Origin of the sequence: Pseudofrankia asymbiotica, assembly GCF_001983105.1 — a bacterium.
GTDB lineage: Bacteria > Actinomycetota > Actinomycetes > Frankiales > Frankiaceae > Pseudofrankia > Pseudofrankia asymbiotica.
Map to the genome: position 1 here is coordinate 49,087 of NZ_MOMC01000034.1, position 26,058 is coordinate 75,144.

Sequence of the window (26,058 nt, forward strand, 5' to 3'; positions counted from 1 at the left end):
AATTTCCCCTTTCGGGCAGCCTAGCCCTCAGGTCCGAAAGGCCGGCCCGTGGGACTTGTCGACGGGAGGGCGCCGGATTCTCGGTCGAGAGCCGTGATCGGTCGAGAGGGCCTGTTGGGTGAGGATCGCTGGGAGCGCGGCGCGGCGGACGGGCCGCACCTCGCCCGCGGATTCGTCGGTATCGCTATGGTTGCTGCCGAGTTGTGGTACGTGAGGCAGAGTGCCCGGCTGGGGAGGGGAGCGGCGACGTGGGGCAGGAAGTGGCGGTGGACGCGGAGGCTCGGGCCGCCGCGACGGCGCGGATGCGAGGGGCGGCGCACGGGCTGCGCGCCTTCGACGTCGACACGTTCGCCGGCGAGAACGACGGGCCCCGCGCGGTACGCGACCCGGCTCCCGGCAGCGAGGGGGACCGGGCGCTGGTGGCCGCCGGTGCCCTCATCGAGGGCTGCGCGTCGTTTGTCGACCACCTGGTCGACGACATCGCGACCCTGCTGTCCGTGGGCGCCGCGACCGCCTACGACGCCGCGGTGAAGGGTTACACCCTCACCGCGCTGGACCGCCTGCCGCCGACCTATGACGACCAGTACACCGTCGCGTTCGGCAAGAAGCTCCTGGTCGCGACGATCACCGTCACCGGCCGGCTGGCGGAGCCGGACTGGATCCCGATGGCCTGCCTCGCCGAGCAGCTCGCGCTGTACCTGGTGGTGGAGGAGGCCGTGAGCCTGCTACATCAGTACGGTCTCGACGACGACCCGCGGGCCCGCTACCAGTACCTCCAGGAGACGGCGTTCGAGAACGACGCCCATCTCCGTCTCTATGACGAGCCCGCCGCCGCCGTCGACCACGCCGTCCACCCCGGAGCGGCACCCGTCAACGCGTGGTTCACGCCCTTCTACGACGGCTTCTACGTCCACCCCTACGTGGAGCCGCGTTACTGATCGCGGGCTGAGACGTCCTGGGCGTGCCGTCGCGGGCGGCGGCGTCGCCCGCGAGGACGAAACGGCTGAACGGGCGGCGAGGGACCCTAGCACCGGGCGGTGGCCGCTTGCTGTCGGCCATGCGTCGCTTGCCGCCGGTCGCGGTGCCCGTCGTATTCGATCTAGAATTGCGGTCCATGACCGGATCTGGCAGTGAGCGGGTCGCTATCCCTCGGACACTCGGCCGGTAGCGGGCAGACGTGAACATCGGCTGGCCGCGCGGACGCGCCGGGGAGACCTCCACACCGCGCCGCCTGCTGCTGCTGGCCGGGCTGGTCGTGCTGGCCACGCTGGCCGTCGGGGCGACGGCGGTGGCGACGGTCCTGAGCCAGCGCCACACGGCGGTGACCCTCGCCGACCGGACGTCGCCCACGGTGGTGGACGCCGTCCGGGCCCGCGCCCTGCTGGCCGACGCCGACCTGGTCGCCGCGCAGAGCCTGCTCCCACCCGGATCGTGGGGGCCGCCCACCGTGCAGTTCCAGGAGGACATCAAGACGGCCGGCCAGGCGCTCGCGCGGGCGGCCGAGAACTCCACCGCCGGCGAGGCCGACCGAGCACAGATCCAGGCCGTCAACAACGGCCTGCTCGTCCGCTACCAGGGCGACGTCTACATCGCCGCGAACGCCGTCGACGACACCCCCGCCGCGCCTCCGGCGACCGGCGGCCCCGCCGCCGCGGGCACCGGCACCGGCACCGGCACTCAGGCCGCGACTGAGACCGTGAGCCTCACGGGGATCTACCTGGCGTACGCCTCGGACCTCATGCGTGAGCCCACCGGCATCCTGTCGACGGTCGCGGCGTTCCAGGCGCGCAACAGCGCGAACCTGCCGGACGAGGGGACGGCGCCCTGGGCGCTGCTCGGCGGCCACCTCGCCGCCGCCGTCGCGTTGCTGGTCCTGCTCGCCCGCGCCCAGGTGTTCCTGCGCCGCCGATTCCACCGCGCGATGAGCCTCGGGCTGCTCGGCGCGGCGGTCGTCCTGGTGCTCCTCGCCGGCGGCCTGACGGTCCTCACCCTGCGGACCAGCCACGACATCGACCGTGGTGTCCGCGAGACGACGGCGGTCGCCTGCCTGTGGCAGGCGCGCGAGGCGGCGGCGATCACCGAGCAGGACCGGACCTTCGACGAGTACGCCCCGACCCTCTCCCGCGGCGCTGTACTGCCCGCCGCCACCGACATCCAGAACGACCCGGATGGTCAGGACGGCGGGGCCGCGACGGATGGCTGCGATGGGCAGGCCGGCGTCGCGGCCGTGGGTCAGGCCGACGGCGGCGGTCCCGCGGCCGTGTACCAGGCGCGTGACGCGCGGCTCGGCGTGCTCGTCGGCGAGCGGACCACGGCGCTGGACGACGCCCTCGACGGCGCGATCCCCGGGGCCGGCCTGCCGTGGGTGATGGCCGCGGGCACCCTCGCCCTGCTGGCCCTCGGCGCCTTCGCGTTCTGGCCGCGTATCCGGGAGTACGGGAGCTGATCATGAGTTCGCCCGGGCGTGTCCTCGTCCTGCTGTCCGCCGTCGCCATGCTCGGTCTCGGCGCGGTCGCCTGCGGCGGGGTCTCCTCGCGACAGACCGTCTCCGTGCTCGGCACCTGGACCGACGAGGAGCAGGCGACGTTCGCCGAGGTCCTGGCGCCGTTCGAGCGGCAGACCGGGATCGACGTGCGGTTCGAGGGCACGCGCGACTTCGAGGCGGTGCTGGCCGGGCGGGTCCAGAGCGGGGACGCGTCGGACCTCGCGCTGATGCCAAGCCTCGGTGACCTCGAGCAGTACGCCCGCGGCGGCCAGCTGGTCGCGCTCGACGACGGTTCCGGCGCGGTCGACCTGGCCAGGATCCGGCGGGAGTACGGCCCGACCTGGCTCGGCGTCGGAGAGGTCCCCGGCGCGGACGGGCGCGACCACCAGTACGGCCTCGTCGTGAAGGGAACCCGCAAGAGCCTCGTCTGGTACTCGGGCGCGCACTACACCTGGCCAGTCCCGTCGACCCTGGACGAGCTCGTCGCCACCAGCCAGGAGATCGCCGCCACGAACACGCCGCCGTGGTGCCTGGGGATGCGCTCCAGCTCGGACTCGGGCTGGCCCGGCACCGACTGGATCGAGGACATCCTGCTCCACCAGGCCACCGCCGAGGAGTACCGGAGCTGGGCGAACGGCGAGCTCGAGTGGTCGAGTGCGGTGGTGCGGGAGGCCTGGGAGACCTGGGGGAAACTCCTCGCGCCCGGCATGGTGCGGGCCGGGGCGGCCGGGGCGCTGCTTTCCGGGTTCCGTGACCCCGGTGCCGCGATRTTCGACCGGAGTCCCGGCTGCTACCTGCAGCAGGCCGGCTCGTTCGCCGCCGGTGGATACGACGACAGTGCGGGCAACCCGGCGACCGATGCCCGGTATTTCGACTTCCCGACCGCCAGTGGCGGCCGGCGGATCGTCATCGCCGGTGACGTCCTGGCGATGTTCCACGACACGCCCGCCGCGCGGCGGCTCGCGAACTACCTGACCGGAACTCAGGCCCAGGAGATCTGGGCCCGCGCCGGCGGCACGATCTCGCCCAACAACGCGGTGACGGCGACCGCCTACCCGGATGACACGCTGCGCGCGCTGGCTCGCTCCGTCGAGGACACGCCCTGCGCGGAGGTCGTCTTCGACGCCTCCGACGCGATGCCCGCCGCGATGCGGACCGCCTTCTACCAGGGCGTGACCGAGTTCGTCGCCGATCCCACCCAGCTGGAGAGGATCCTCAAGGGCCTCGACAACGTACGCCTGCGCTCCTATCCCACCGTGGCCGCGGGTGACTCGCCGCCGCCGGAGCGGTTCTGCCCGTCCGGTTCCGGCTGACGGGGACCAGGCTCTGCTCCCGCGGTTTCCGTCGCCCCCGTCGTGTCCGCGATCGCTGGCGGGCGGACACGGTCCGCGACCAGCCTTTGGGCTGGGCTTTGGACGTCCATTCGACCTGACTGGTTGCGCGTGAAAATARTCACGGAATGTGAAGGCAGTCACGACGTGTGCGTTTGACGGCGAAGTCGGCGGCCTAGGTCGAGCCCATCGCCTTGCGGGAAAAATAGTTACCCAGGGATTGAATCAATGCCTATCCGTGACTGTTTCTCTTCCCTGGGTGCACATGTGACTCCGAAAGTAATCTTCGCGTCACCCTCCGGCGGGAAGTGTGTGAACACTCGGCCGTCCGTGGGGGTGGGTGCGGGTGCGACCCCATGAAAATGAACCGGCGATGACCGAGGTAGCGTTCGCCGAGTGATCATTCGGAATCACATTCTGTGTGGGTAGTTGGGGAGAGGGTCGTCATGATGGGTCGGCGCGGACGTGTCAGGACGGTGGCGGCCGCGGCGGCGACGGYCGTCGTGACGGGATTGCCGGCCGTGCTCGCCGGCTGCGCGTCATCGTCGTCCGGGCCGGTGCCCGCCGCCGGTGGCGACTGCCCGTCGCCGGGGGTGTCGGGTGACACGATCAAGATCGGCCTCATCTACCCGGACAGCGGCAGCGAGCTCATCGAGAACTTCCGGGCCGTGCGCAGCGGCGTGGACGCCAGAGTCGCCGTCCAGAACGCGAACGGAGGCATCCATGGCCGCAAGGTCGAGATCGTCTGGCGGGACGACCAGTCGAATCCGGCCGTCTTCGCCAACGTGGCGCACGGCCTGATCGACAACGAGAAGGTCTTCGGCCTGATCGTGGAGTCGTTCGTCGCCGGAGCATCCGTGCAGTGGCTGGACGAGGCGGGCGTCCCGGCGACCGGGGTCGCCATCGACGCGAGCTGGACCGGGCACGAGAACCTGTTCTCCTCCAGCTCCCAGTTCAGCAGCGAGGGCGCCGCGGACACCGTCGGCAGGTATGTACATGCGAACGGCGGGACGAAGGCCTACGTCGTGGCCGACCCGACCGCGCCGGGTACGAGCGGCGTCGTGTCCCAGTTCAAGTCCAGCCTGCAAAGCCAGGGCATCCCGGTGGCGGGCGAGGGCAACTACAGCGCGGGCGCCTCCGCCCCGGCCCACGTCGTCGACGGGCTCCGTAAGAGCGGGGCCGACACGCTGGTCGGTGCCCTGCGGCCCGAGGGCTTCGCTGACATCTACGCGGCGGCCAAGGCCGCCGGGATACGGCTCAATGTCGTGCTGAGTGCCGCGGGCTACGAGAAGGACCTGCTCGCCGAGCGAGGCACGAACATCGCCGGCATGTCCGTCCTTGCCCGTTACACCCCCTTCGAGGGGACCTCAGCCGTCATGCGCACCTACCACACCGCAATGACCACCTACTCTCCCGAGCTCGAGGACGCCGACCAGGAGGCCGCGCTCTCCGCCTACGTCTCGACCGACGAGATGCTGCACGGTCTTGATCTTGCCGGTGCCTGCCCGACCCGCGATGCCTTCATCACGAACCTGCGCCAGGTGACGAACTACGACGCCGGCGGCCTGATCGCGCCGTCCGACCTCTCCGCGCCGACCGCGCCAGCCACGTGCTTCGCCTTCGTCAAGGTCGACGCGGCGGGGACGAAGTTCGCGCCGGTGCCACCCGTCGATGGCGCCGCGAATGGCTTCTGGTGCGGGAAGGCGATCTGAACGCGCCCTGCCGTGAGTCGCCGGGCTTTGCCCGGCCATGTTCTCTGACTAAAGTCAGAGAACATGGCCGATGCCGCGACGACCGCTGTGATCCGACGCTTCAACCGCGCCTACACCCAGCGGATCGGCGCGCTGGAGGACTCCTTCCTGGGGGTGGGCCTGCCGCTGGGCACGGCCCGGCTGCTGTTCGAGGTCGGCGCCGAACCGGCGACCGCGCAGGCGCTGCGCTCCCGGCTGGGGTTGGACTCCGGCTACCTCAGCCGGCTGCTGCGACGCCTGGAGGAGGAGGGACTGGCCGTGGTCACGCCGGACCCGGCGGACCGGCGGCGCCGGCTCGTGGACCTGACGCCCGAGGGCAGGCGCCGCTGGCGGCAGCTGGAAGACCGCTCCGAGGCGCGGGCGCGCCAACTGGTCGAGCCGTTGTCCGCGCGGCAGCGGGAGCGGCTCGCCGCCGCGCTGGCGGAGGCGGACCTGTTGGTGCGGGCGGCCACGGTGACCTTCGAACGGGTCGACCCTGACTCGCCGGTGGCGCGGGACGCGGTCGGTCGGTACTTCGCCGAGGTCGGCCGCCGGTTCGGGTTCGACCCGGCGGGCGAGCCGGAGAAGGACGCCGTCGACCTCGCGCCGCCGCGCGGAGAGTTCTTCGTGGCCGTCAGCGACGGCGAGCCGGTGGCCTGCGGGGGCGTGCGCGCGCTCGGCGACGGTGTCGGCGAGGTGAAACGGATGTGGGTGCACGACGGGTGGCGGGGCGCCGGGCTGGGGTCGCGGCTCCTGCGTCATCTGGAGGACGCGGCCCGTGCGCTCGGCCACCGCGTCGCCCGGCTGGACACCAACGAGACGCTCGTCGAAGCGATCGCGTTGTACGACCGGGCCGGGTACCAGCGCACACCGCGATACGGCGACAACCCGTTCGCGACCCACTTCTTCCAGAAGTCCCTCGCCGCTCCCGGCTGACCGGTGCCGCTGGTCGGGGTCCCCGCCGGACGGCGAGAAGCGCGCCACCGGCTTCAGGAGGCCCCGGCGTCCGAGGAGATCGATCGCCGGTCACTCCTCCTCGTAGGGACCGGGGCGGCGGCGGGGGCGGATGACACGGGTGGTGCCCGATCCGGGGCGGGGGCGGATGGTCCAGCTCGCGATCCAGGCGGCGTCTTCCCGGCCGCCGCCAGGGCCGCCGGCGGGGGTGGCATCACCGGGCGGCGGCTCGTCACCGGGGTCGCCGGCGGGCTGGGGCGACGAGCCGGGGTCATCGCGGGAGCGGAGCTCCCAGACGCTCGCCGGGGGCTCGCCGGCGAGCCGGACCGCGTGCGAGACGGCGATGAACCCGCCTTCGGGCCGCGGGCGCTGGGCGCTGGTGACGACGGCGGCCGGCTGGCCGGTCACGGCGCGGGTGTCGCGCAGCCAGCTGGCGACCGCGACGGCGACGGCGGTCGCGCGCGTCGGGACGCCTCTCCAGTGCAGCACCACCGCGACGTTGTTCACCTCGGCGAACCGGACCGCGACCCTGACCAGCGCGCGCTCGTAGACGCCGATGAACTCCCCGTCGCCGGTCGGGAGCCGCCGCCCGCCGCCGCGTATCGGTGGGGCACTGGCCCGCAGCACGATCAGGCCGTCCTCATCCGGCACGGAGAAGCCCTCGGGCACCAGGGCGAAATCCACCCAGCCGGTCTCCGTGCGGACCTGGGCGTGGATGCCGGGCAGGCCATCGGTCACGACCATGACCGCGTCGACCCATGTGCTTCGCAATACCCGCCTGCTTTGCATTTCGATGACCAGTCGCATTCATGGTGCGTGGTGGGTGATAAGCCGTGGAAATGCTTCGTCGAAGCACCGCGGCCGGCCGGGCGCGCTTCCCGCGCCGATTCCGCCATGTTGTTGTGCACCCCCGTAGTGGTCAGGCATCGCGAGCGGCACGGAGAGAGCCCGCTCGCCCTCCCGTCCCGCGCCCGCGTCGCCGCGGAATGCCGCGCCGACGCCCCCCGGCCTCGCGCCGCGGGCCCGGCCCATCGGGCCCGCGGCGCGAGGCCGGCCTGGTGCGGCCGGCACGCCGGCCCTGGGGGAGGCCGCGCGGGTGGTGCGGTCGCGGCGCGGAGACCTGGCGGGGCTCGGCCGTGCCCTGCGGTGCGCCGACCACGCTGTCGACCCACCGCTGCCGGGTTCGGCCGGCCCCGGGGAGCGGCGCCGGTCGAGCCCGTCGTCTGTAGCTTCAACTCCGCACGGCAGCGGATCCAGCACGTTCGGCTAATCGGGGTAGACGGGGAGTCGGCGGGGATCCATGGGGAGTGATCCCCTATTAGCCGTTGGATTAGCCGTTCCGTTAGCCGTGGGCCACCTTTAGGTGGTCGGGCCAATCGGCCTGCTCGCATAGGCCGTTATGCTCAGCCTGGACATGGAAGGAGCGTCTGACGCCAATGGCTCCGAGTGTGCACCACGGCTGGGACCCGGACCGCCTGCGACGGTACCGGGAACGCCACGGGCTGACGCTCGACCAGGTGGCTGACGCGATACGCAATCTGGCGCTGGCTGGTTTCACGCCGCCGAACGCCACGTTTCAGACAGTTGGCCGGCACGAACGCGGCGAGTCATATCCAGGGCCCCGCTACCAGCGGGCCTACTGCGAGCTGTACGGCGCTTCCGAAGTCGCGCTGGGTTTCCGCGCGCCGCTGCCTTCCGAGATGGCCGCCACCGGCCGCCCGGCGCCGCGCGGGGCCGCGAGCGCCCGCCGGCCGCGCCTGAGCGGGCTGACCGATCTGGACAGGCTGGCGCAGCTCGCCGACATGGCCGACCTCGCGGATCTGGCCGACCCGCCGCCGGGCTCGCCTGACCGCGCGGGCGACCCGCCGGGATCGCGGGACGCGGCCGACCCGGCCCGGGGCTCGCGGCCGTCACCGGACGAGCCGTCCGCGCGCCGGCGAGCCCGCGGCCGGGCCGTGTTCGCGTGGGCCGTCACCGCCAGGTCGGAGCCGGCCCGCGGCGGGGCCGCCGCGAGGGCGAACGTGGCCGGGCGCGCCGCCGCGCGCGCGGCGCTGGCGACCCGGCTGTCCACCATGGTCACGCCGCCGGCGTCGCTGGACGGCTACGAGTACGACGCGCTCACCGCGCTGGGACCCGCGGCCGACGTCGATCTGGGCACGGGCGCGCCGCTGGGAGTGCAGGAGGCGGCCGCCCGGGCGCTCACCTCCACCCGGCTGCGCGACGCCGCCAGCAGGGCGGCCAGGGCGGCCGACGCCCCGCTCGCCGACGCGTTGTCGGTGATCCTCGCCGCGCAGCGGGAGGTCGAGGACACCATCGGCTCGGCGCCGCTGCTCGGCCCGGTCACCGCGCAGCTCGGCGCGCTGATGCCGCTGGTGTTCGAGGCGCGCGGCCCGGCCCGTCAGGCGATGGTCGACGTCGCCGCGCAGTGGGCCCAGTTCGCCGGCTGGCTGCACGCCAACACCGGCGCGACCGCGCAGGCCCGGGTCTGGCTCGACCGTGCYGCGGAGTGGGCCGCCGAGTCGGACAACCAGAGCCTGACCGCGAACATCCTCAGCTACAAGGGCCACCTCGCCTGGGAGGCGCGCGCCGTCGGCCCTCTCATCGGCCTGTCCCAGGCCGCGCAACGGGTTCCCGACGTCTACCCGGGCCAGCACGCCTACGACGCCGGGCAGGAGGCCCGCGGGCACGCCATGGCCGGCGACGCGCAGGCCACCGACCGCAAGCTCGGCGAGGCCCGGGAGCTGTGGCGCAGGGCCAGCGAACACCCCGACGGCCCGCCGCCCTGGAGCTACTACTTCTCGCCGGCGTTCGCCCGGCTGCAGGAGGGGCTCGCGCATCGTTACCTGGCCCGCGTCGACCCCCGGCGGGCGCGCCAGGCGGCCGGGGACCTGAGCGCCGGTCTCGCCGGCCTGCCCGAGGACATGCGCCGCGCCGAGTGGGCGGCCGAGTACGTCTACCACCTCGCCGTCGCCCACATCCACACCGACGAGGCGGAACAGGCCTGCGCGAACACCCTGGACGCCGCGGTGATCGCCCGGGCCACCGGCTCCCGTCGGGTCATGAACCAGGTGCGCAACCTGCGCGACCGCGTCGCCGAGCGCTGGCCGACGCTCACCGCCGTCACCGACCTCACCGACCAGCTGCACGACCCCGAGCGGCCCGCGCGCCCCGAGGCGTAGCGACCCGCTCCCGCATACCGGCCCGCTCTTCTCGTACCGGCCGTGGGCTCCAGGCGCGGACGCGCTGGCCACTATTGCGCCGGCCGGATGCAATATCCGACTCCGGATTGATATTTCGGTTCTGTTGCGGCCAGGTAAGCAATTGGTGCGGCGTCCGCACATTGCGGGCCCTGGTGATGTGAGGGCAGCCGAGACCATCCCCGCGGAGCGCGGTGCGTTACTGGAGTGGTGCCGTGACGAAATTGACAGGACACGGCTCGCGGCGATGCTGGCCGGTATCGTCGGCGGGGCACGGGCCCGGGCCGGGCGTATTGCCAGTGTGGACCGACGCCAGCGACGGCGCCTGACGGGTGATACGTGCCTTCCCACGTCTTGCGTCCCGACGATGCCGGCGATACCAGGCCAGGAAAGACCCGTCWTATATATCGGCCCGGGACCACCTTGGTCGGGAACAGAGCGCCCGACGGCGGGGATGCTCGAAGTCCCGCCCTGGCCAGCGAGGGAGGCGGCATGTCGGCACCGGATCCCGGTCCGGTACCCCCGCTGCTCGGATTCACCATCGGCCTGACCGCCGCCCGCCGCCGCGACGAGCTCGCCAGCCTGCTGGAACGGCGCGGCGCCAAGGTCGTCCAGGCGCCGGCGCTGCGGATCGTGCCGCTCGAGGACGACGGCCGGCTGCTGGAGGCGACCAGGGCGTGCCTGGCCGCGCCGCTGGACGCGGTGGTCGCCACCACCGGGATCGGGTTCCGCGGCTGGATGGAGGCGGCCCACGGCTGGGGGCTGGGCGACGAGCTGTCCGGCGGGCTCGCCGCCGCGCGGCTGTTCACCCGCGGCCCGAAGGTCACCGGGGCGGTGCGCGCGGCCGGTCTCTCGGAGTGCTGGTCGCCGCTCTCCGAGTCGGGCGCCGAACTGCTCGACCACCTGTTGGGTCAGGACCTGCGCGGCAAGCGGATCGCCGTGCAGCTGCACGGCGAGCCACTGCCCGGGATGGTCGACGGGCTGCGGGCCGCCGGCGCGGATGTCGTCGAGGTCCCCGTCTACCGCTGGGAGCCGCCGGAGGACGCGAGGCCGGTGCGCAGGCTCGTCGAACAGGTCGTGTCCGGCGGTGTGGACGCGCTCGCGTTCACCAGCGCCCCCGCGGTCGCCAGCCTGCTGGCCACGGCGACGGAGCTCGGGCAGCGCGAGGCGCTCATCGAGGCCATGAGCGGGCCGGTGCTGGCCGCCTGCGTCGGGCCGGTGTGCGCCGGGCCGCTGCGCCACCTGGGCATCCCGACCGTCCATCCGGAGCGGTTCCGGCTCGGCGCGCTGGTCCGCACGATCTGCGAGGAGCTGCCCGCGCGGCGCGCCCGCGAGGTCGACGCCGGCGGGCACCGGCTACGGGTGCAGGGCTGCGCGGTGGTCGTCGACGGCGGCCGGCCGGTCATGCTCGCGCCGAAGGCGGCGGCGGTGCTCGTCGCGCTCGCCGAGCGGCCCGGCAGGGTGCTCTCCCGCGCCGAGCTGCTCACCCGCACCGGCGCGGGTGCCGGCGCCGACGAGCACGCGATGGAGATGACGGTCGCCCGGCTGCGCACGGCCCTGGGGCCCGCCGGCCGAGCCATCGAGACCGTCCTCAAACGCGGCTACCGCCTGGCCGTCGGCTGACCGACCGACCGGCCGTCGGCTGACCGACCGACCGGCCGTCGGCTGACCGACCGACCGGCCAGCCGCGGCCGCCGATCCGCTGGCCACCGGTCTGTCGCCTGCCGGTCGGGCCGCCGCCGTCGCCAGGACCACTTCCGGCCTGCCCGCCGGCCGTGCCGGGGCGGGGCCACCCGACAGACCTGGCTGAGCCCGCCACCCGCGCGTGCGCACGGCGGCGGTGCGCCGGTGCGGATCGGCGTGCCTTCCCGCTCACCGGTGCCTATTTCGATTCGGCGGTCCGCTCACATCGGCCGCGTGAACGGCGTGAGCGAAAGGATCAAGAATCGTCACGGCCGGAGGCCACCGCCGTAACGGCGGCTTCCTACGTTCATGTCGAACCTGGTACCCGACGTCGGGCTGGCGGGGGCGTGGAATTCTCTCGCCTGCCCTCAAGGCCCCAGGCGCAGTGAAGGGAATGGCATGAGTACGACGGCGGAAGGTGTCCGGCCGGTAGGAGGGGTGGTCTCGCCGGCCAGGTCGGGCCGGTGGATCGACGACTGGCGACCGGAGGACCCGGTGTTCTGGGAGAACACCGGGGCGCGCGTCGCCCGTCGGAATCTCGCCTTCTCGATTTTCTCCGAGCACATCGGCTTCTCAATCTGGAGCATGTGGTCAGTCATCGTCCTTTTCCTCGGCCCCAAGTACCACATCGACCCGGCCGGGAAGTTCATGCTCACCACCGTCCCGACGCTGGCCGGCGCGGTGCTCCGGCTGCCGTACACCTTCGCGGTCGCGAAGTTCGGCGGCCGCAACTGGACGATCGTCTCCGCGGTGACGCTGCTGGTGCCGCTCGCGGTGACCGCGGTCATCCTGAAGCCCGGCGTCAGCTACACCACCCTGATCATCGTGGCCACGCTCGCCGGCGTCGGCGGCGGTAACTTCGCCTCCTCCATGACCAACATCAACACGCTCTACCCCGACCGGCTCAAGGGCCGCGCGCTCGGCCTGAACGCCGGCGGCGGCAACCTCGGCGTCGCGGCGGTCCAACTGGTCGCGCTGCTGGTCCTGGCGACGGCGGGCAAGGAGCACCCGCGGATCATCCTGGCGATCTACCTGCCGCTGATCGTGCTGTCGGCGCTGGGCGCGGTCCTCTTCATGGACAACATCTCCTCGGCCCGCAATGACACCCACGCCATGCGCGACGTCGCCCGTGACGGCCACACCTGGGTGATGTCGCTGCTCTACATCGGCACCTTCGGCTCGTTCATCGGGTTCGGTTTCGCCTTCGGCCAGGTGCTCCAGGTGCAGTTCAAGGCGGACTTCTCCACACCCATCAAGGCCGCCTACCTGACCTTTCTCGGCCCGTTGGTCGGCTCGCTCATCCGGCCGGTGGGCGGCGTGCTCGCCGACCGGCTCGGCGGCGCGCGTGTGACCTTCGTGAACTTCGTCGCGATGGCGGCCAGCGCCGGCCTGGTGCTCGCGGCGTCGCGGATGGGCTCACTGCCGCTGTTCATCACGGGCTTCCTGCTGCTCTTCGCCTTCGCCGGCATCGGCAACGGCTCGACCTACAAGATGATCCCGGCGATCTTCCGGGCGAAGGCGGTCCTCGCCGGCGGCGCGGACCCGGCCGTCGACGCGGAGGGCGCGCGGGAGGCGCGGCGCCTGTCCGGCGCGCTCATCGGGCTCGCCGGCGCGATCGGTGCCTTCGGCGGGGTGCTGGTCAACCTGGCCTTCCGCCAGTCGTTCCTGACGTACAAGACCGGCGACGGCGCCTATATCGCCTTCCTCGCGTTCTACGCGCTCTGCTTCGTCGTCACCTGGGCCGTCTACCTGCGTCCCTCGCCTCGCCGCCTCGCCGGCGTCTGACCGGCGGGCGGAGCCCAGGCGGGAGCCCTCGGCCGCGTCGGCCGCGTCATCCTCGACATGGGACGCCCGGTTGGCCGTCAGGCGGAAGGCGACGAGAATCTCACGTTCACGTGAGATGGAGGTAGTAACGTCGTGGGTCGTGGCGACGTCGGAGAGCAGAGCGAAGAGCACAAGCCGGTCACAGAGCCCGCCGGGCGCCCCGGCCGGGCCGCCGGGGCCAGGCGTCCCCGTCGCCTCGGGCCCGGCCGGCCCGGCCGGCGCGGCGGGCACGCCAGGCGTGGGGGCGGGCGCCGAGCGGGACGGCGGCTACAAGTGGGTCGCCCTGATCAACACGACCATCGGCATCCTGATGGCGACGATCAACGCGTCGATCCTGCTGATCGCGCTGCCGGACATCTTCCGCGGCATCAAGATCGACCCGCTCGCCCCGGGGAACACGTCGTACTTCCTCTGGATCCTGATGGGCTTCATGCTCGTCACCTCGGTGCTGGTGGTGAGCCTCGGCCGGGTCGGTGACATGTACGGCCGGGTCCGCGTCTACAACCTCGGCTTCGCCGTGTTCACCGCCGCGTCGATCCTGCTGGCCGTCACCTGGATGCACGGCGACGCGGCGGCGCTGTGGATCATTGTCGTCCGGATCATCCAGGGCATCGGCGGCGCGATGCTGATGGCCAACTCGACGGCCATCATCACTGACGCCTTCCCGGCCGACCAGCGCGGCTTCGCGATCGGTGTCAACGGCGTCGCGGCGATCTCCGGGTCGTTCCTCGGCCTGCTGATCGGYGGTCTGCTCGCGCCGATCGAGTGGCATCTGGTCTTCGTCGTGTCCGTGCCGTTCGGCGTCTTCGGCACCGTCTGGGCCTACCTGAAGCTGAAGGACAACGGCGTGCGGACGCCGGCGCGCATCGACTGGGCCGGCAACCTCTCCTTCGCGATCGGGCTGATCGCGGTGCTGGTCGGCATCGTCTACGGGCTGCAGCCCTATGGCGGGCACACCATGGGCTGGACGAACCCGTTCGTGCTCACCTCGATGATCGGCGGCGTGGTCGTCCTGGCCGCGTTCTGCTTCATCGAGACGCGCGTGCCCGACCCGATGTTCGCGCTCGAGCTGTTCAAGAACAGGACGTTCACGATGGGCGCGATCGCCGGGATGCTCGGCGCCCTCGCCCGGGGCGGGCTGCAGTTCATGCTGATCATCTGGCTACAGGGCATCTGGCTGCCGCTGCACGGCTACAGCTTCGACCGGACCCCGCTGTGGGCCGGCATCTACATGATCCCGATGACCGTCGGCTTCCTCATCGCCGGCCCGATCGCCGGCCGGCTGACCGACCGCTACGGCGCCCGCCCGTTCGCCACGTTCGGCATGATCATCAGTGCGGCCGCCTTCGCGATCTTCGACGTCATCCCGATCGACTTCAGCTATATCTGGTTCGCGCTGGCCCTGACGCTCATCGGCATGTCGATGGGGCTCTTCGCCGCGCCGAACACCACCAGCGTCATGAACTCGCTGCCCAACAACCGGCGCGGCGCGGGCGCGGGCATGCTCAACACGTTCCAGAACTCGGCGCAGGTGCTGTCCATCGGCGTCTTCTTCACCGTCATCGGCCTGGGCCTCGCCGCGTCGCTGCCGGACACGCTCTACTCGGGCCTGGTCGGGCAGGGCGTCGCGAGCGGCAAGGCGCACGAGATCGCCGGGATCCCGCCGGTCGGCAGCCTGTTCGCCGCGTTCCTGGGCTACAACCCGATCAAGCAGCTGCTCGGCGACGGCACCCTCTCGACGCTGCCGGCGGACAAGGCCGACTACCTGACTGGCCAGCAGTTCTTCCCGCACCTCATCTCCGGCCCGTTCGGCGACGGCCTGCACCTCGCGTTCGCGTTCGCGGCCCTGGCGTGCCTGCTCGCCGCCGTGATCTCCTGGATGCGCGGCGGGCAGGACCCACGGGTGCGCCGAACGCTCGCCGCCGAGACCGCCGCGGGCCTGGCCGCCGCCGGCGACGTCGCCGCGGACGAGATCGGCGTCGGCGGTGTGGGCGGTCTGGACCCGGCCGAGGCGACTGGCGACGAGGCCATGACCGTGGGCGGCGGGGCAGCCCCGGAGCCGGATGCCAGAGGTCACGCTTGAGCCCGCCCGGCACAGCCCCCCGACGCGGTCTGTTGATGGCCCGGCATGGGACGGTCGGCCATCGCTGTCCGTGGTTGTCCGCGCGGGACGGCCGGAGCGGACGGGACACCTGGTTCGGCCGGCGGGCGTCCTGCGGACAGGCCGGTTCCCTGGGAATACTGGGACCATGACGAACAGCGCGGCGATGACGCGGGGCACCGGCGACGTCGAGTTAGCGGGCAGCCCTGGCGACGGCGAGCCGGGCCTGCTCGGGATCGGGCTGGCGGCCCGCGAGGTGGGCGTCTCGGTGCGCTCGCTGCGTTACTACGAGGAGATGGGCCTGCTGACCCCGTCCGGGCGCACCGCGGGCGGGAATCGGCTCTACGCGCCGGATGACCTGGCGAGGGTCCGCCGGATCCGGGAGCTGCAGCAGCTTCTCGGTTTCAACCTCGACGAGGTCCGCGAGGTGCTCGGCCATGAGGACCGGCTGGCCCGGGTCCGCCACGACTGGATGGCGGCCTCCGGCGACGAGGACCGGGCCCGCCTGCTCGACGAGGCCCGCGAGGCGTACCTGAAGCTGCGCGACCAGGTGGAAGCCAAGATCAAGCGCCTCGACTCGTTCCGCGACGAGCTCGACGCCAAGATCGCCCGCTCCGACCGCTTCCGCGAGTCCCTCCCCGCCTAGCCTCGTGCGCCCCGTCCCTGATCTCGCGCGCCCCCGCCTCGGGCAGGTCGCGCACCGCGGCGCCGAGGGGCCGGGCCGGCGTGCGAAGCTCAGGCCGGCGGAAATTCCGTGGACGTCACGGGCGAGGTGTCGTGGACTCGAAGACGCCTACCCGCCCGCACCGCTCGGGGATGCCGCGCGTGGACCTCGCGGCGCGCACCCTGGGCCGACGTCAGGAGACTCCGCGTGACCGGGCCGCCAGCCGGCGACTTCAACTACAACACCCATGGCGGCGGCTACGCGCTGCGCCGGCGCACGGACCCGAGGATCGCGGCGTATGTCCACGCCGCGCTCGGGTGCGCCCGCACGGTCGTCAACGTCGGCGCCGGGGCCGGCTCCTATGAGCCCCGCGACCGGCGGGTGGTCGCGGTCGAGCCGTCGGCCCGGCTGCGGGCGCAGCGGCCGGCCGGGCTCGCTCCCGCCATCGGCGCGGTCGCCGAGGCACTGCCGTTCCCCGACGACGCGTTCGACGCGGCGATGGCGACGGTCACCGTCCACCACTGGTCCGACCTGGAGCGCGGGCTGGGCGAGCTGCGCCGGGTCACCCGTGGCCCGGTCGTCGTCCTCACCTTCGACCCGGAGGTGCTCGGGCCGCACTGGATCGCCGACTACGCCCCGGAGCTGATCGCCTTCGAAAGCCGGCGCATGCCCTCGATCGAGCGGGTCCAGGCGGCGCTCGGCGGGACCGTCACCGTCACGCCGGTGCCGATACCCGCCGACTGCGTCGACGGCTTCGTGGAGGCCTTCTACGGACGCCCCGAATGCCTGCTCGACCCGACGATCCGCAAAGCCCAGTCCGCCTGGGGCCACATCGGATCCGCCACGGCCGTCCGCGCCGTCGACCGCCTGCGCGCCGACCTCGTCTCCGGCGCCTGGGACCGCCGCCACGCGGCCCTGCGCTACCAGCCGGCCCTCGTCGGCTCGCTGCGTCTCGTCACCGCGCACCCGTAGACGGCCGCGCCGGGAACCTCAGGCCGCCGGAAACCTCGGACGTCGGCACCTCGGTGTGCCGGAACCTCAGCCCGACTCGGTCCGGGTCTCGGTGCCGAGCCAGGTGAGGACGGCGGTGCGGGTGAGCCGCCAGGTCTCGCCGATCCGGCGGGCGGGGAGGTCGCCGGACTCGACCAGGGCGCGGACGTCGTCGACCGAGACGCGCAGCAGCTCGGCGGCCTCCTCGAGCGTCAGGACCTCGCTGACCGGGGCCGCCGGCGTCGGCGCGGACGGCTCGGCCCTGTCCTCCTCCGTCCTCGCCCCGCCGGCGGCGGTCCCCGCGCCCCAGGCATCGGCCGCGCGCTTCTTCCAGAAGTCACCGGGCCGTGCGCCGCGGGACGAGGTGGCGGACTCGTCGTGCGGCCGGTCGCCGGCTCCCTCGCCGTCCGGGCGCTCGCCCGTCCGCTTCCCGCCGGGCCCCCGCCCATGCGGACGGAAGACGAGCTCGTCCCCCTCGACGTCGAGGTGGTCGGAGACAAGGGTGGCCAGGAGGTCGCGCTTGCTGACGCCGAAGCGCTCGGCCGCCTTGTCCAGCTTCTGCGCGAGCTTGTCCGGCATGCGGACGTAGACGGCTCTGGTCGGCTCGGAAGGAGTCATCACGACCTCCGTAGGTGGCGGCCCGCGTGAGGCGGGCCGGCCGTGGCTTGGATCGGGTGCTAGCTATCGTATAGCTATCTGCGGTAGGAATCGGTAGAGCCGACCGAGATCGAGCGCTCCGGAGGAAAGACATGGAGACGACAGACGCCGTGCCCACGGGACGGGCGCGACGGTCGCGCAACCCGCTGGGCCGGGTCCTGCGGCGGGCCGAGGTGACCGGCGTGGAACAGCTGGCGGCGCGTACCCGCCTGGTCCGGCTCGCCGGCCCGGCGCTCGCCGGGGTCGCCTGGACGCCGGGCCAGCACGTCAGCATGGTGCTCGCGGACCCGTCCGCGCCGGGCACCTGGCTGCGCAACCCGCTTGACCTCAAGCGCACCTACTCCGTCTGGGACTTCCACCCAGACGGCCGGCTCGACCTGGCCCTCTACGACCACGGCGGCGACGCCCCCGGCGCTCGCTGGGCGCGCGAGGCCGCGCCGGGTCGGGCCGTGCTGGTCAAGGGGCCGGAGGGCCACCTGGTGGCCCAGCCGGACGCCGCGTACCACGTGTTCGCCGGCGACGACACCGCCGCGGTCGCGTTCGGCGCGATCCTGCGCGCCCTGCCGGCGACCGCGCGGGTCTTCGGCGCGATCGAGTACGACCACCCTGACGACGCGCTCCCGCTCGCGCGCGGCGACGAGCTGACCCTCGTCCATCGCGAGGGCGAGCCGGCCGCCGACTCGCCGCGCCTGCCCGCGGCCCTCGCCGCGCTCACGCTGCCCGCCGAGCCAGGCGTCGCCTACGTCGCCGGCGAGGCGCGCACCATCCAGGCCGTCCGCCGTCACCTCGTCGAGGACCGCGGCTGGCCGCGCCGCGCCGTCCTCACCCACCCGTTCTGGACCCCGGGCCGCCGCGGCATGGACTAGGCCCGAGCACGGCTGAGCCCGCGCCGGGCCGGCCGGGCTGGTCATCAGAGCAGGAGGATGACGGCCAGGCCGGTCAGGCAGAGCGCGGTGGCGAGGGCCGCGGTGGCGGTGACGGCGCGGCGGTCGGCGGGGGAGCGGTTCAGGCGGATGGCGGCGACCATCGTCCGATAGCGCAGCTGGGCACGGGCGGTCAGCAGGGCTGCGGCCAGCAGGGTGAGCAGGCCTGGGGCGGCGAGCACGAGGTGGCCGTCGAACGCCCTGCGCAACAGCAGGGCGCCAATGGCGGCGAATCCGAGTCCGGTGCGCTGCCAGGACAGGTAGGTGCGTTCGGACTGCATGCCCGCGTCCAGCGGCTCGGTGGGGTGCGGCGCCGCGCCGCCGGGGCTGCCCGCGCCGCCGGGGCTGCCCGCGCCGCCAGGGCCGCTCACCGGCGTCTCCCGGCCGTCGGAGCACGCGTCACCGGTGGCCGCGGGCGACGTCGACGATGACGAAGGCGAGCGCGAAGATCATGACGACGGTGATCCCGGCGCCGGTGAGCAGGGGCAGCCGCGACGGGGGCAGCGGCGCGCCGAGCCGGATCGCCCGCTCCCGGCGTTCCCAGCGGGCATAGCTGGTCGCCGCGATCGCGATCGCGATCACGATGAGCGTGATTCCGAGCAGGTGGCGCGCCCAGCCGATGTAGAAGCTCGGTACGAGCTGTACCACCGCGACGCCGCCGGCCAGCAGAGCCAGAGCCGTGCGGATCCAGGCGAGGAAGGTGCGCTCGTTGGCCAGGCTGAACCGATAGTCCGGCTCCGTGCCCACCGTGCGTACCGGCGCCTGCCCTCGGTCACGCCACTGGTGCCGCAGCCGACGCAGCCACTCCATGCCGCCAACCTAACCGCCCCCGACGGGGCCAGGAATGGCGGACATTGTTAGTCGACCAGGTGTGGAAATCGATGCATCGTACCCTGATTGTTCATTTTGGGCACCCCAGTGTGAACGGCGTACCCAGCGGGCCCGGCGCACCCGGCGCGACCGTGTCCAGGCGGGACCACGGCTCAGAGCCAGGACGGGTCCGTGCCGAGGGTGGTGCGGTCCAGGCTCGCGAGCAGGTCGAGCTGGGGGCCGGTCCTCGGCAGCTCGTAGCGGAAGAAGAACCGGGCGGCCTGGCGCTTGCCGTCGTAGAACGGGCCGTCCTTGCCCGCGGCGGCGAGCATCTGCGCGAGCCACATCCACGCCACGACGATGTGCCCCACGGCCTCCAGGTAGACCGTCGCGTTCGCGAGCGTGACGTCCGGGTCGCCGGCGCCGTGCAGCAGACCGGTGACCTCGACGACGCGGTCGAGGGCGGCGGACAGCTGGGCGCCGAGAGCCGCGAGCTCGCCGCCGGCGGCCGTCGCGGCGGTGACGGTCGTGCGCATCGTCCCGACCAGCGCGGCCAGGCCCGCGCCGCCGCCGATGGTGACCTTGCGGCCGAGCAGGTCGAGGGCCTGGATGCCGTGCGTGCCCTCGTGGATCGGGTTCAGCCGGTTGTCGCGGAAATGCAGCTCCACGTCGTACTCGCGGGTGTAGCCATAGCCGCCGTGGACCTGGATGGCGAGGCTGTTCGCCTCCAGGCACCACTGTGACGGCCAGCTCTTCACGACCGGGGTGAGCGTGTCGAGCAGCAGGTGCGCCTGGTCGCGTTCGGCCTGGGTGGGCGCGGTGCGCTCGTCGTCCAGCAGCTTGCCGGCGTAGAGGACGAGCGCGAGGGCCCCCTCGACGTACGACTTCTGCGCGAGCAGCATCCGCCGGACGTCGGCGTGCCGGACGATCGGGACCTGGGGCGCGCGGGGGTCCTTACCGGCCGGCGGGCGGCCCTGCGGGCGTTCCTTCGCGTATTTCAGCGACTTCAGGTAGCCGGTATAACCGAGGGCCATCGCCCCCGCGCCGACATGCACGCGGGCGGAGTTCATCATCGTGAACATGTACGAAAGCCCCTTGTGGGGCTCGCCGACCAGGTAACCGACGGCGCCGGGCTCCCCACCCGGCCGGTGCCGGCCCTCGCCGAAGTTCAGCAGCGTGTTCGTGGTGCCGCGGTACCCCAGCTTGTGGTTGAGGCCCGCGAGCGTGACGTCGTTGCGCTCGCCGAGCGAACCATCCTCGTCGACGAGGAACTTCGGGACGATGAAAAGGCTGATGCCCTTCACGCCCGCCGGGCCGCCGGGAATCTTCGCCAGCACCAGGTGGACGATGTTCTCGGTCAGCTCATGGTCGCCGCCGGAGATCCACATCTTGTTGCCGAACAGCCGGTAGGCGCCGTCGGAGCGCGGCTCGGCCCGGGTGGTGACATCCGACAGCGACGAGCCGGCCTGTGGTTCGGACAGGCACATCGTGCCGAAGAAGCGCCCTTCCAGCTGTGGGCGGACGTAGCGGTCGACCTGCTCGGGCGTGCCGTGGGTGACGAGCAGGTTCGAGTTGCCGATGGACAGGAACGGGTAGGCGAACGTCGAGATGTTCGCCGCCTGGAACCAGGCGAAGCAGGCGCTCGCGACCACGTCGGGCAGCTGCGCCCCGCCGAGCTCCGCGTCGAAGGTGGCTGCCGTCAGGCCTGTCTTGGCCAGTACCTCCAGGGCCGCGCCGACCTGCGGGATCATCGAGACCCGCTCGCCGTCGAACGTCGGCTMGTGCGTGTCGGCCGTCCGCAGATGCGGGTGGAAGTGCTCCGTCGCGACCTGCTCGGCGAGGTCGAGAACCGCGTCGAATGTCTCCCGCGTGTGCTCGGCGAACCGCGCGCGACTGGTAAGCGCCGTCACGTCCAGCCATTCGTACAGCAGGAAGTCCAGATTCCGCCGCGACAACAACACAGACTCGGCCATGACGGTAACCGTAACCAGTATCCAAATCCGGCGCCCTCGTTTGCGGCCGCCGGCCACGGGCGGGGCCCGCTCTTGGATCGGTGACGTCACGGCGGCAGGTGACCGTGCGGGTGCGGAGGTCGCCGTAGCGCGCCGCCCGGACGGAGCGAACCAGAGAATTGTGTCGCATACTTCGGGTCCGTGACCTCCGACCCGCGCGCCGACGCGCTGTCCGAGCCAACCGCCCGACCGGCGACGGATGAGCGGTGGGGCATCACCGTGCCGCTCACCGGGGTGCCGCTGGCCGAGCACCCGGCCCGCTACGCCGAGCTCGCCGATCTCGGCTACACGGACATCTGGTCCGCCGAGGCGACCGGCGGCGACGGGGTCGTGCCACTCGCGCTCGGCGCGACGGAGCGGCGGCTGCGCCTGGGCACCGCGATCCTGCCCGCGTATACCCGCGGCCCGGCCCTGCTCGCGCAGACGGCCGCGACCCTGTCGTCGGCGGCCGAGGGGCGGTTCGTGCTGGGCCTCGGCACGTCGTCGGACGTCATCGTCCAGAACTGGAACTCGATCCCGTTCGAGAAGCCCTACCAGCGGATGCTCGACACGGTCCGCTTCCTGCGCCGCGCGCTCGCCGGCGAGAAGATCACCGAGACGTACCCGTCGTTCACGGTCAAGGGCTTCCGGCTCGGCGTCGTCCCGCCCGTGCCCGYCCCCCTCCTGGTCGCGGCCCTGCGCCCGCGGATGCTCGGCCTCGCGGGCCGGGAGGCCGACGGCGCGATCCTCAACTGGCTGTCCCCCGAGGACTGCGACCGTGTGATCCCCTACGTGCGGGAGCACAATCCCGACGCGGAGATCGCGCTGCGCCTCTTCGTGCTCGTCGAGGAGGACCCGGTGGTCGCCCGCCAGGTGCTGCGCCGTCAGATCGCCGCCTACCTGACCGTGCCGGTGTACCGCGCCTTCCACGAGTGGCTCGGCCGCGGGCCGGTGCTGCAAGGCCTGTGGGACGCCTGGGCCGGTGGCGACCGCGCCGGCGCCCTGCGGGCCATCCCCGACGAGGTCGTCGACGAGCTCGGCGTCCATGGCTCGCTGGAGGAGTGCCGGGCGGGCGTCCGCCGCTACGTCGAGCACGGCGTGACGACCCCCGTCATCGCCCTTCTCAACGACGGCCCGGACATCTCCAAGCTCCTCGCCGGCCTCGCGCCGGGCGCGGAGGGCTGACTCACGCGGTGGCTGTCCGGCAGATCCAGAAGCCGATGTTCGCGGACCCGGTGGGCGTTTTCGTGACTCCGCCGGAGCGGGACGTGACTCTGCCGGAGCGGGCGATGAGTCTGGCGTGATCCGGGAGTCGGTCTCTGTCGAGGGCCGGCCACATGCCGGCCACGGCTCGACGTGACCGTGGAACTCCGGGAGGTCTGATGGCGGCGACGGTGCTGCTGGTGATCGGTACGCGCAAGGGGCTGTGGCTGGCGCGCAGCCGGGACGGGCGGGCGAGCTGGGAGGTCACCGGCCCGCACCACCCGATGGTCGAGGTGTACTCGGCGGCGATCGACACCCGCGGCCCGGTGCCCCGGGTGCTCGTCGGGCTGTCGAGCGAGTGGTTCGGGCCGAACGTGGCGATCAGCGACGACCTGGGGGCGAGCTGGCGGGAGCCGGCGACCGCGCCGATCGCGTTCCCCACGGGCACCGGCGCGGCGCTGCGGCGCGTCTGGCAGATCACGCCGGGGCCCACCGACGAGCCCGACGTCGTCTACGCCGGCGTCGAGCCGTCGGCGCTGTTCCGCTCGGCGGACGGCGGGCGCGGCTTCGAGCTGGTCCAGGGGCTGTGGGACCACCCGCACCGCCCGGACTGGCAACCCGGCTACGGCGGCCAGGCGATCCATACCGTGCTTCCCGACCCGGTCGACCACAGGCGGATCACCGTGGCGATGTCGTCGGGCGGCGTCTACCGCACATTCGACGGCGGCGAGAACTGGTCGGCGGCGAACAGGGGGATCAAGGCGGGTTATCTCCCCGACCCATATCCCGAGTTCGGCCAGTGCGTCCACAAGGTCGCTTCCTGCCCGGCGCGGCCCGCGCGGCTGTACGCGCAGAACCATGGAGGTGTCTACCGCAGCGACGACGGCGCCGACAGCTGGGTCTCGATCGCGGATGGCCTGCCCAGCGACTTCGGGTTCGCCATGGTGGCCCACCCGAGCCGGCGAGACGTCATCTACACCTTCCCGCTGAAGGCCGACAGCGAGCGTTTCCCACCGGACGGCCGCTGCCGGGTGTACCGCAGCGAGGACGCGGGCGCGTCCTGGGAGGCGCGCACCGCCGGCCTGCCCGACGAGGGCTTCTGGACGGCCGTGCTGCGCGACTCGATGTGCTCCGACGACGCCGACCCGGCCGGGGTCTACTTCGGCTCCCGCACCGGCGAGGTCTACGCCAGCCGGGACGAGGGTGAAAGCTGGGCCCAGGTCGCGGCCCACCTGCCCGACGTCACCTGCGTCCGCGCGGCCGTGGTCTGAAGGCCAGAGGAGATGCGAAAATGGACTTCCTTCGTACCTCCGGCGGCCTCCGTTCGGGAAGCACGAGGGGGTCGGCCATGCGGGTGACGGTGCTGGTGCCCGGGGTGCTGCGCCAGCACGCGGGCGGCGCGCGCGAGGTGGAGCTTGACCTGCCGGCGGCCGGGGCGACGCTCGCCGCCGCGCTCGACGTCGTCGCCGCCCGCCATCCCGCGCTGGAGCGGCGCCTGCGCGACGAGCGCGGCGCGCTGCGCCGCTACGTGAACCTGTTCGTGGACGGAGAGGAATGCCGCCGCCTCGCCGGCGCGGACACCACGCTGCGCGACGGCGCCGAGATCCAGGTGATCCCGTCCATCGCCGGCGGCTGACCCGGCAGTCCGGTCATACGTTGTGGGCAATCCCGGCAGACACCGTGGGGCGAAGAGAACGCGGGTTCGCCCCACAGCGCATGACAGGACGAGACCAGGCTGGTGGCTGGTGACGAGACCGGACCCGTGGCTGGTCAGGCGAGGATCGCCTCGATACGGCGGCGGGTCTCGGGCTCGCCGAGGGCGTTCGCGACCAGGTGCAGGGCCGGGCTGCGGGTCGAGCCGGTGAGCAGGACGCGGATGACCTGCGACGCCTCCCGGATCGAGCCGTGGAACGCGTCCCTGTCGGCCTTGTACTCCTTCGGGCTCGCCGCGAACCCGTTGTCGGCGGCCGCGGCACGGATCTGGTTGAACCAGGCGTCACCGTCGGTCAGGTCCTGGTAGTCGCGCAGGAAGCCGGTGCACAGCGCGCGGACCACGTCGGCCGGCAGGCCGCCGAGCCGGCTGTCGGCCGGGTCCGTCACCGGCTCGAAGAGGCCGGTGAAGAAGTAGCCGTAGACCGGGCGGAAGTCCGACCACTTGCGCAGGTCCTTGCGCGGGTTGTCGACGCCGGTCCGCTCGATGTCGAGCGCCCGCACCGCGAGCTCGGGCTCGGCGCGTGCGGCCGCCGCGAGCTCGGTGTCGTAGGCGTCGGCCCAGGCGAGGACGTCGTCGAGGATCACCGGGCTCGGGATGGTCGCGACGTGGTCGGCGGAGATGTCCTCGAGCTTGACCAGGTCCACCAGCGCCCCGGAGACGCCCGCCTCGGACAGCCGCAGCGGCTCGCGCAGCGCCTGCTCCAGGGGCAGCTCGGCCAGTCGCCCGTTGATCAGCCCGCGCAGGTAGTAGAGGACGGCCGGTGCCGGGTAGCCGGCGCTGATGAAGAACTCGACCGAGGCCTCGGGGTCCTTGCGCTTGGAGAGCTTCCGCCTCGCCGAGCCGTCCTGCTTCAGCAGCGGGGCGATGTGCGCGTACGCGACGGGCTCGAACCCGGCGGCGGCGAACAGCTGCAGGTGCACCGGGACCGACGAGAGCCACTCGTCGCCGCGGATCACGTGGGTGACCCGCATCAGGTGGTCGTCCACCACATGCGCGAAGTGGTAGGTCGGCAGCCGCACCGGGCTCTCGGAGCTCTTCAGGATGACGACGTCGTTGCGGTTGGCGTCCGCCGACAGCTCGCCGCGCACCAGGTCGGTGAACCTGGCTCGGCCGCCGCCGGGGGAGCGGAACCGGATCACGTATGGCCGGCCCGCGGCGAGCGCCTCGCGAACCCGCTCGGCGGGGGCCTCGCGCCAGGGGGCCCAGCGGCCGTAGTAGCCGGTGGGCACCTTCGCCGCGCGCTGCTCGTCGGCGGCGGCGCTGAGCTCCTCCCTGGTCGCGAAGCAGGGGTAGGCCAGGCCGTCGCGCAGGAACTGCCGGGCGTAGCTGAGGTAGATCCGCTCCCGCGCCGACTGGGTGTAAGGGCCGTAGGCGCCGTTCTCCTCGGTCTCGTCCGCGGTCACGCCGAAGTAGCCGAAGGCCGCGTCGAACTGTGCGGTGGCGCCTTCGACGGTCCTGGCGGCGTCGGTGTCCTCCACCCGGATGAAGTACACGCCACCGGACTGCCGGGCGAGGTCCTTGTCCAGCATCGCGACGTACACGCCGCCCAGGTGCGCGAAGCCGGTCGGGCTCGGGCCGAGCCTGGTCACCATCGCGTCCGGCGGCAGGTCCCGCGGCGGGTACTGCCGCTCCCAGTGCTCCGGCTCCGGCAGATCCGTCGGGAACAGGGCGTCGATCTCGTCCCGGTCGAGCATGACGGATACCTCCACGGAGCACGGAAAACGCTGAACTACCTGAAACGACCTCCGGGTCCGCGAGACTTCGCCATCGTCGCGCCGGGGTGCCTTCTCGATCGGCCAAG

General features: G+C 72.6%; 21 protein-coding genes. 15 read left to right on the top strand and 6 right to left on the bottom strand.

Annotated elements, in window-relative coordinates; translation table 11 throughout:
* Positions 1 to 248: 248 nt before the first annotated feature.
* From BL253_RS17485 to BL253_RS17505, 5 genes are all read left to right on the top strand, one after another.
* Positions 249 to 938, top strand: coding sequence for a hypothetical protein (locus BL253_RS17485; RefSeq protein WP_076818184.1), 690 nt, complete (start codon positions 249 to 251; stop codon positions 936 to 938).
* Positions 939 to 1,177: 239 nt separating this feature from the next.
* A complete protein-coding gene (locus BL253_RS17490; RefSeq protein ID WP_076818185.1) occupies positions 1,178 to 2,446 on the top strand; it encodes a hypothetical protein in 1,269 nt (422 codons plus the stop codon).
* A gap of 2 nt (positions 2,447 to 2,448) precedes the next feature.
* Positions 2,449 to 3,798 carry an ABC transporter substrate-binding protein gene (locus BL253_RS17495; protein ID WP_076818186.1) on the top strand — a complete coding sequence of 450 codons (1,350 nt, stop codon included), beginning with the start codon at positions 2,449 to 2,451 and terminating at the stop codon, positions 3,796 to 3,798.
* Positions 3,799 to 4,319: 521 nt separating this feature from the next.
* Entirely contained in the window at positions 4,320 to 5,528 is a 1,209-nt protein-coding gene (locus tag BL253_RS17500) for an ABC transporter substrate-binding protein (RefSeq protein WP_241834884.1), read from the top strand.
* A 63-nt stretch (positions 5,529 to 5,591) separates the two neighbouring features.
* Positions 5,592 to 6,482 carry a bifunctional helix-turn-helix transcriptional regulator/GNAT family N-acetyltransferase gene (locus BL253_RS17505; RefSeq protein WP_076818188.1) on the top strand — a complete coding sequence of 297 codons (891 nt, stop codon included), beginning with the start codon at positions 5,592 to 5,594 and terminating at the stop codon, positions 6,480 to 6,482.
* 90 nt (positions 6,483 to 6,572) lie between these two features.
* On the opposite strand, the gene BL253_RS17510 is transcribed toward BL253_RS17505, so the two are convergent.
* Positions 6,573 to 7,271 carry a hypothetical protein gene (locus tag BL253_RS17510; protein ID WP_131831511.1) on the bottom strand — a complete coding sequence of 233 codons (699 nt, stop codon included), beginning with the start codon at positions 7,269 to 7,271 and terminating at the stop codon, positions 6,573 to 6,575.
* Between the two features lie 665 nt (positions 7,272 to 7,936).
* Here BL253_RS17510 and BL253_RS17515 point away from each other — a divergent pair.
* The 6 genes from BL253_RS17515 to BL253_RS17540 all read left to right on the top strand — a co-directional run bounded on the left by BL253_RS17515 (position 7,937) and on the right by BL253_RS17540 (position 16,941).
* A complete protein-coding gene (locus tag BL253_RS17515) occupies positions 7,937 to 9,679 on the top strand; it encodes a helix-turn-helix domain-containing protein (protein ID WP_076818190.1) in 1,743 nt (580 codons plus the stop codon).
* 510 nt (positions 9,680 to 10,189) lie between these two features.
* Positions 10,190 to 11,320: a uroporphyrinogen-III synthase gene (locus tag BL253_RS17520; protein ID WP_076818191.1), complete on the top strand. Its 1,131-nt coding sequence runs from the start codon at positions 10,190 to 10,192 to the stop codon at positions 11,318 to 11,320.
* 459 nt (positions 11,321 to 11,779) lie between these two features.
* A complete protein-coding gene (locus BL253_RS17525; RefSeq protein ID WP_076818192.1) occupies positions 11,780 to 13,165 on the top strand; it encodes an MFS transporter in 1,386 nt (461 codons plus the stop codon).
* Positions 13,166 to 13,280: 115 nt separating this feature from the next.
* The gene (locus BL253_RS17530) at positions 13,281 to 15,287 is read left to right on the top strand and encodes an MFS transporter (RefSeq protein ID WP_076818193.1); all 2,007 of its coding nucleotides are present in this window, start codon (positions 13,281 to 13,283) and stop codon (positions 15,285 to 15,287) included.
* Positions 15,288 to 15,453: 166 nt separating this feature from the next.
* Positions 15,454 to 15,951, top strand: a complete 498-nt coding sequence (locus BL253_RS17535; protein ID WP_076818194.1) for a MerR family transcriptional regulator — start codon at positions 15,454 to 15,456, stop codon at positions 15,949 to 15,951.
* Between the two features lie 225 nt (positions 15,952 to 16,176).
* Complete coding sequence (locus BL253_RS17540) at positions 16,177 to 16,941, top strand: class I SAM-dependent methyltransferase (protein WP_076818195.1); 765 nt, start codon at positions 16,177 to 16,179, stop codon at positions 16,939 to 16,941.
* Between the two features lie 66 nt (positions 16,942 to 17,007).
* Here the strand turns inward: BL253_RS17540 and BL253_RS17545 are convergent, their stop codons facing one another.
* A complete protein-coding gene (locus BL253_RS17545) occupies positions 17,008 to 17,577 on the bottom strand; it encodes a helix-turn-helix domain-containing protein (RefSeq protein ID WP_076818196.1) in 570 nt (189 codons plus the stop codon).
* A 131-nt stretch (positions 17,578 to 17,708) separates the two neighbouring features.
* Between BL253_RS17545 and BL253_RS17550 the strand changes: the two genes are divergently transcribed.
* Positions 17,709 to 18,482, top strand: coding sequence for a siderophore-interacting protein (locus tag BL253_RS17550; protein ID WP_076818197.1), 774 nt, complete (start codon positions 17,709 to 17,711; stop codon positions 18,480 to 18,482).
* Positions 18,483 to 18,526: 44 nt separating this feature from the next.
* On the opposite strand, the gene BL253_RS17555 is transcribed toward BL253_RS17550, so the two are convergent.
* The 3 genes from BL253_RS17555 to BL253_RS17565 all read right to left on the bottom strand — a co-directional run bounded on the left by BL253_RS17555 (position 18,527) and on the right by BL253_RS17565 (position 21,322).
* Positions 18,527 to 18,910 carry a DUF202 domain-containing protein gene (locus BL253_RS17555; protein ID WP_241834885.1) on the bottom strand — a complete coding sequence of 128 codons (384 nt, stop codon included), beginning with the start codon at positions 18,908 to 18,910 and terminating at the stop codon, positions 18,527 to 18,529.
* 28 nt (positions 18,911 to 18,938) lie between these two features.
* Positions 18,939 to 19,349 carry a YidH family protein gene (locus BL253_RS17560; protein WP_076818198.1) on the bottom strand — a complete coding sequence of 137 codons (411 nt, stop codon included), beginning with the start codon at positions 19,347 to 19,349 and terminating at the stop codon, positions 18,939 to 18,941.
* Between the two features lie 173 nt (positions 19,350 to 19,522).
* The gene (locus BL253_RS17565) at positions 19,523 to 21,322 is read right to left on the bottom strand and encodes an acyl-CoA dehydrogenase (RefSeq protein WP_076818199.1); all 1,800 of its coding nucleotides are present in this window, start codon (positions 21,320 to 21,322) and stop codon (positions 19,523 to 19,525) included.
* A gap of 180 nt (positions 21,323 to 21,502) precedes the next feature.
* On the opposite strand from BL253_RS17565, the gene BL253_RS17570 reads away from it, so the two are divergent.
* The 3 genes from BL253_RS17570 to BL253_RS17580 all read left to right on the top strand — a co-directional run bounded on the left by BL253_RS17570 (position 21,503) and on the right by BL253_RS17580 (position 24,179).
* The gene (locus tag BL253_RS17570; RefSeq protein ID WP_081438409.1) at positions 21,503 to 22,525 is read left to right on the top strand and encodes an LLM class F420-dependent oxidoreductase; all 1,023 of its coding nucleotides are present in this window, start codon (positions 21,503 to 21,505) and stop codon (positions 22,523 to 22,525) included.
* 197 nt (positions 22,526 to 22,722) lie between these two features.
* Positions 22,723 to 23,814 carry a WD40/YVTN/BNR-like repeat-containing protein gene (locus BL253_RS17575; RefSeq protein WP_076818200.1) on the top strand — a complete coding sequence of 364 codons (1,092 nt, stop codon included), beginning with the start codon at positions 22,723 to 22,725 and terminating at the stop codon, positions 23,812 to 23,814.
* Positions 23,815 to 23,834: 20 nt separating this feature from the next.
* Positions 23,835 to 24,179, top strand: a complete 345-nt coding sequence (locus tag BL253_RS17580) for a MoaD/ThiS family protein (protein ID WP_241834886.1) — start codon at positions 23,835 to 23,837, stop codon at positions 24,177 to 24,179.
* 134 nt (positions 24,180 to 24,313) lie between these two features.
* Here BL253_RS17580 and BL253_RS17585 read toward each other — a convergent pair whose 3' ends face one another.
* Positions 24,314 to 25,951, bottom strand: coding sequence for a glutamate--tRNA ligase (locus BL253_RS17585; RefSeq protein WP_076818202.1), 1,638 nt, complete (start codon positions 25,949 to 25,951; stop codon positions 24,314 to 24,316).
* Positions 25,952 to 26,058: the final 107 nt, after the last annotated feature.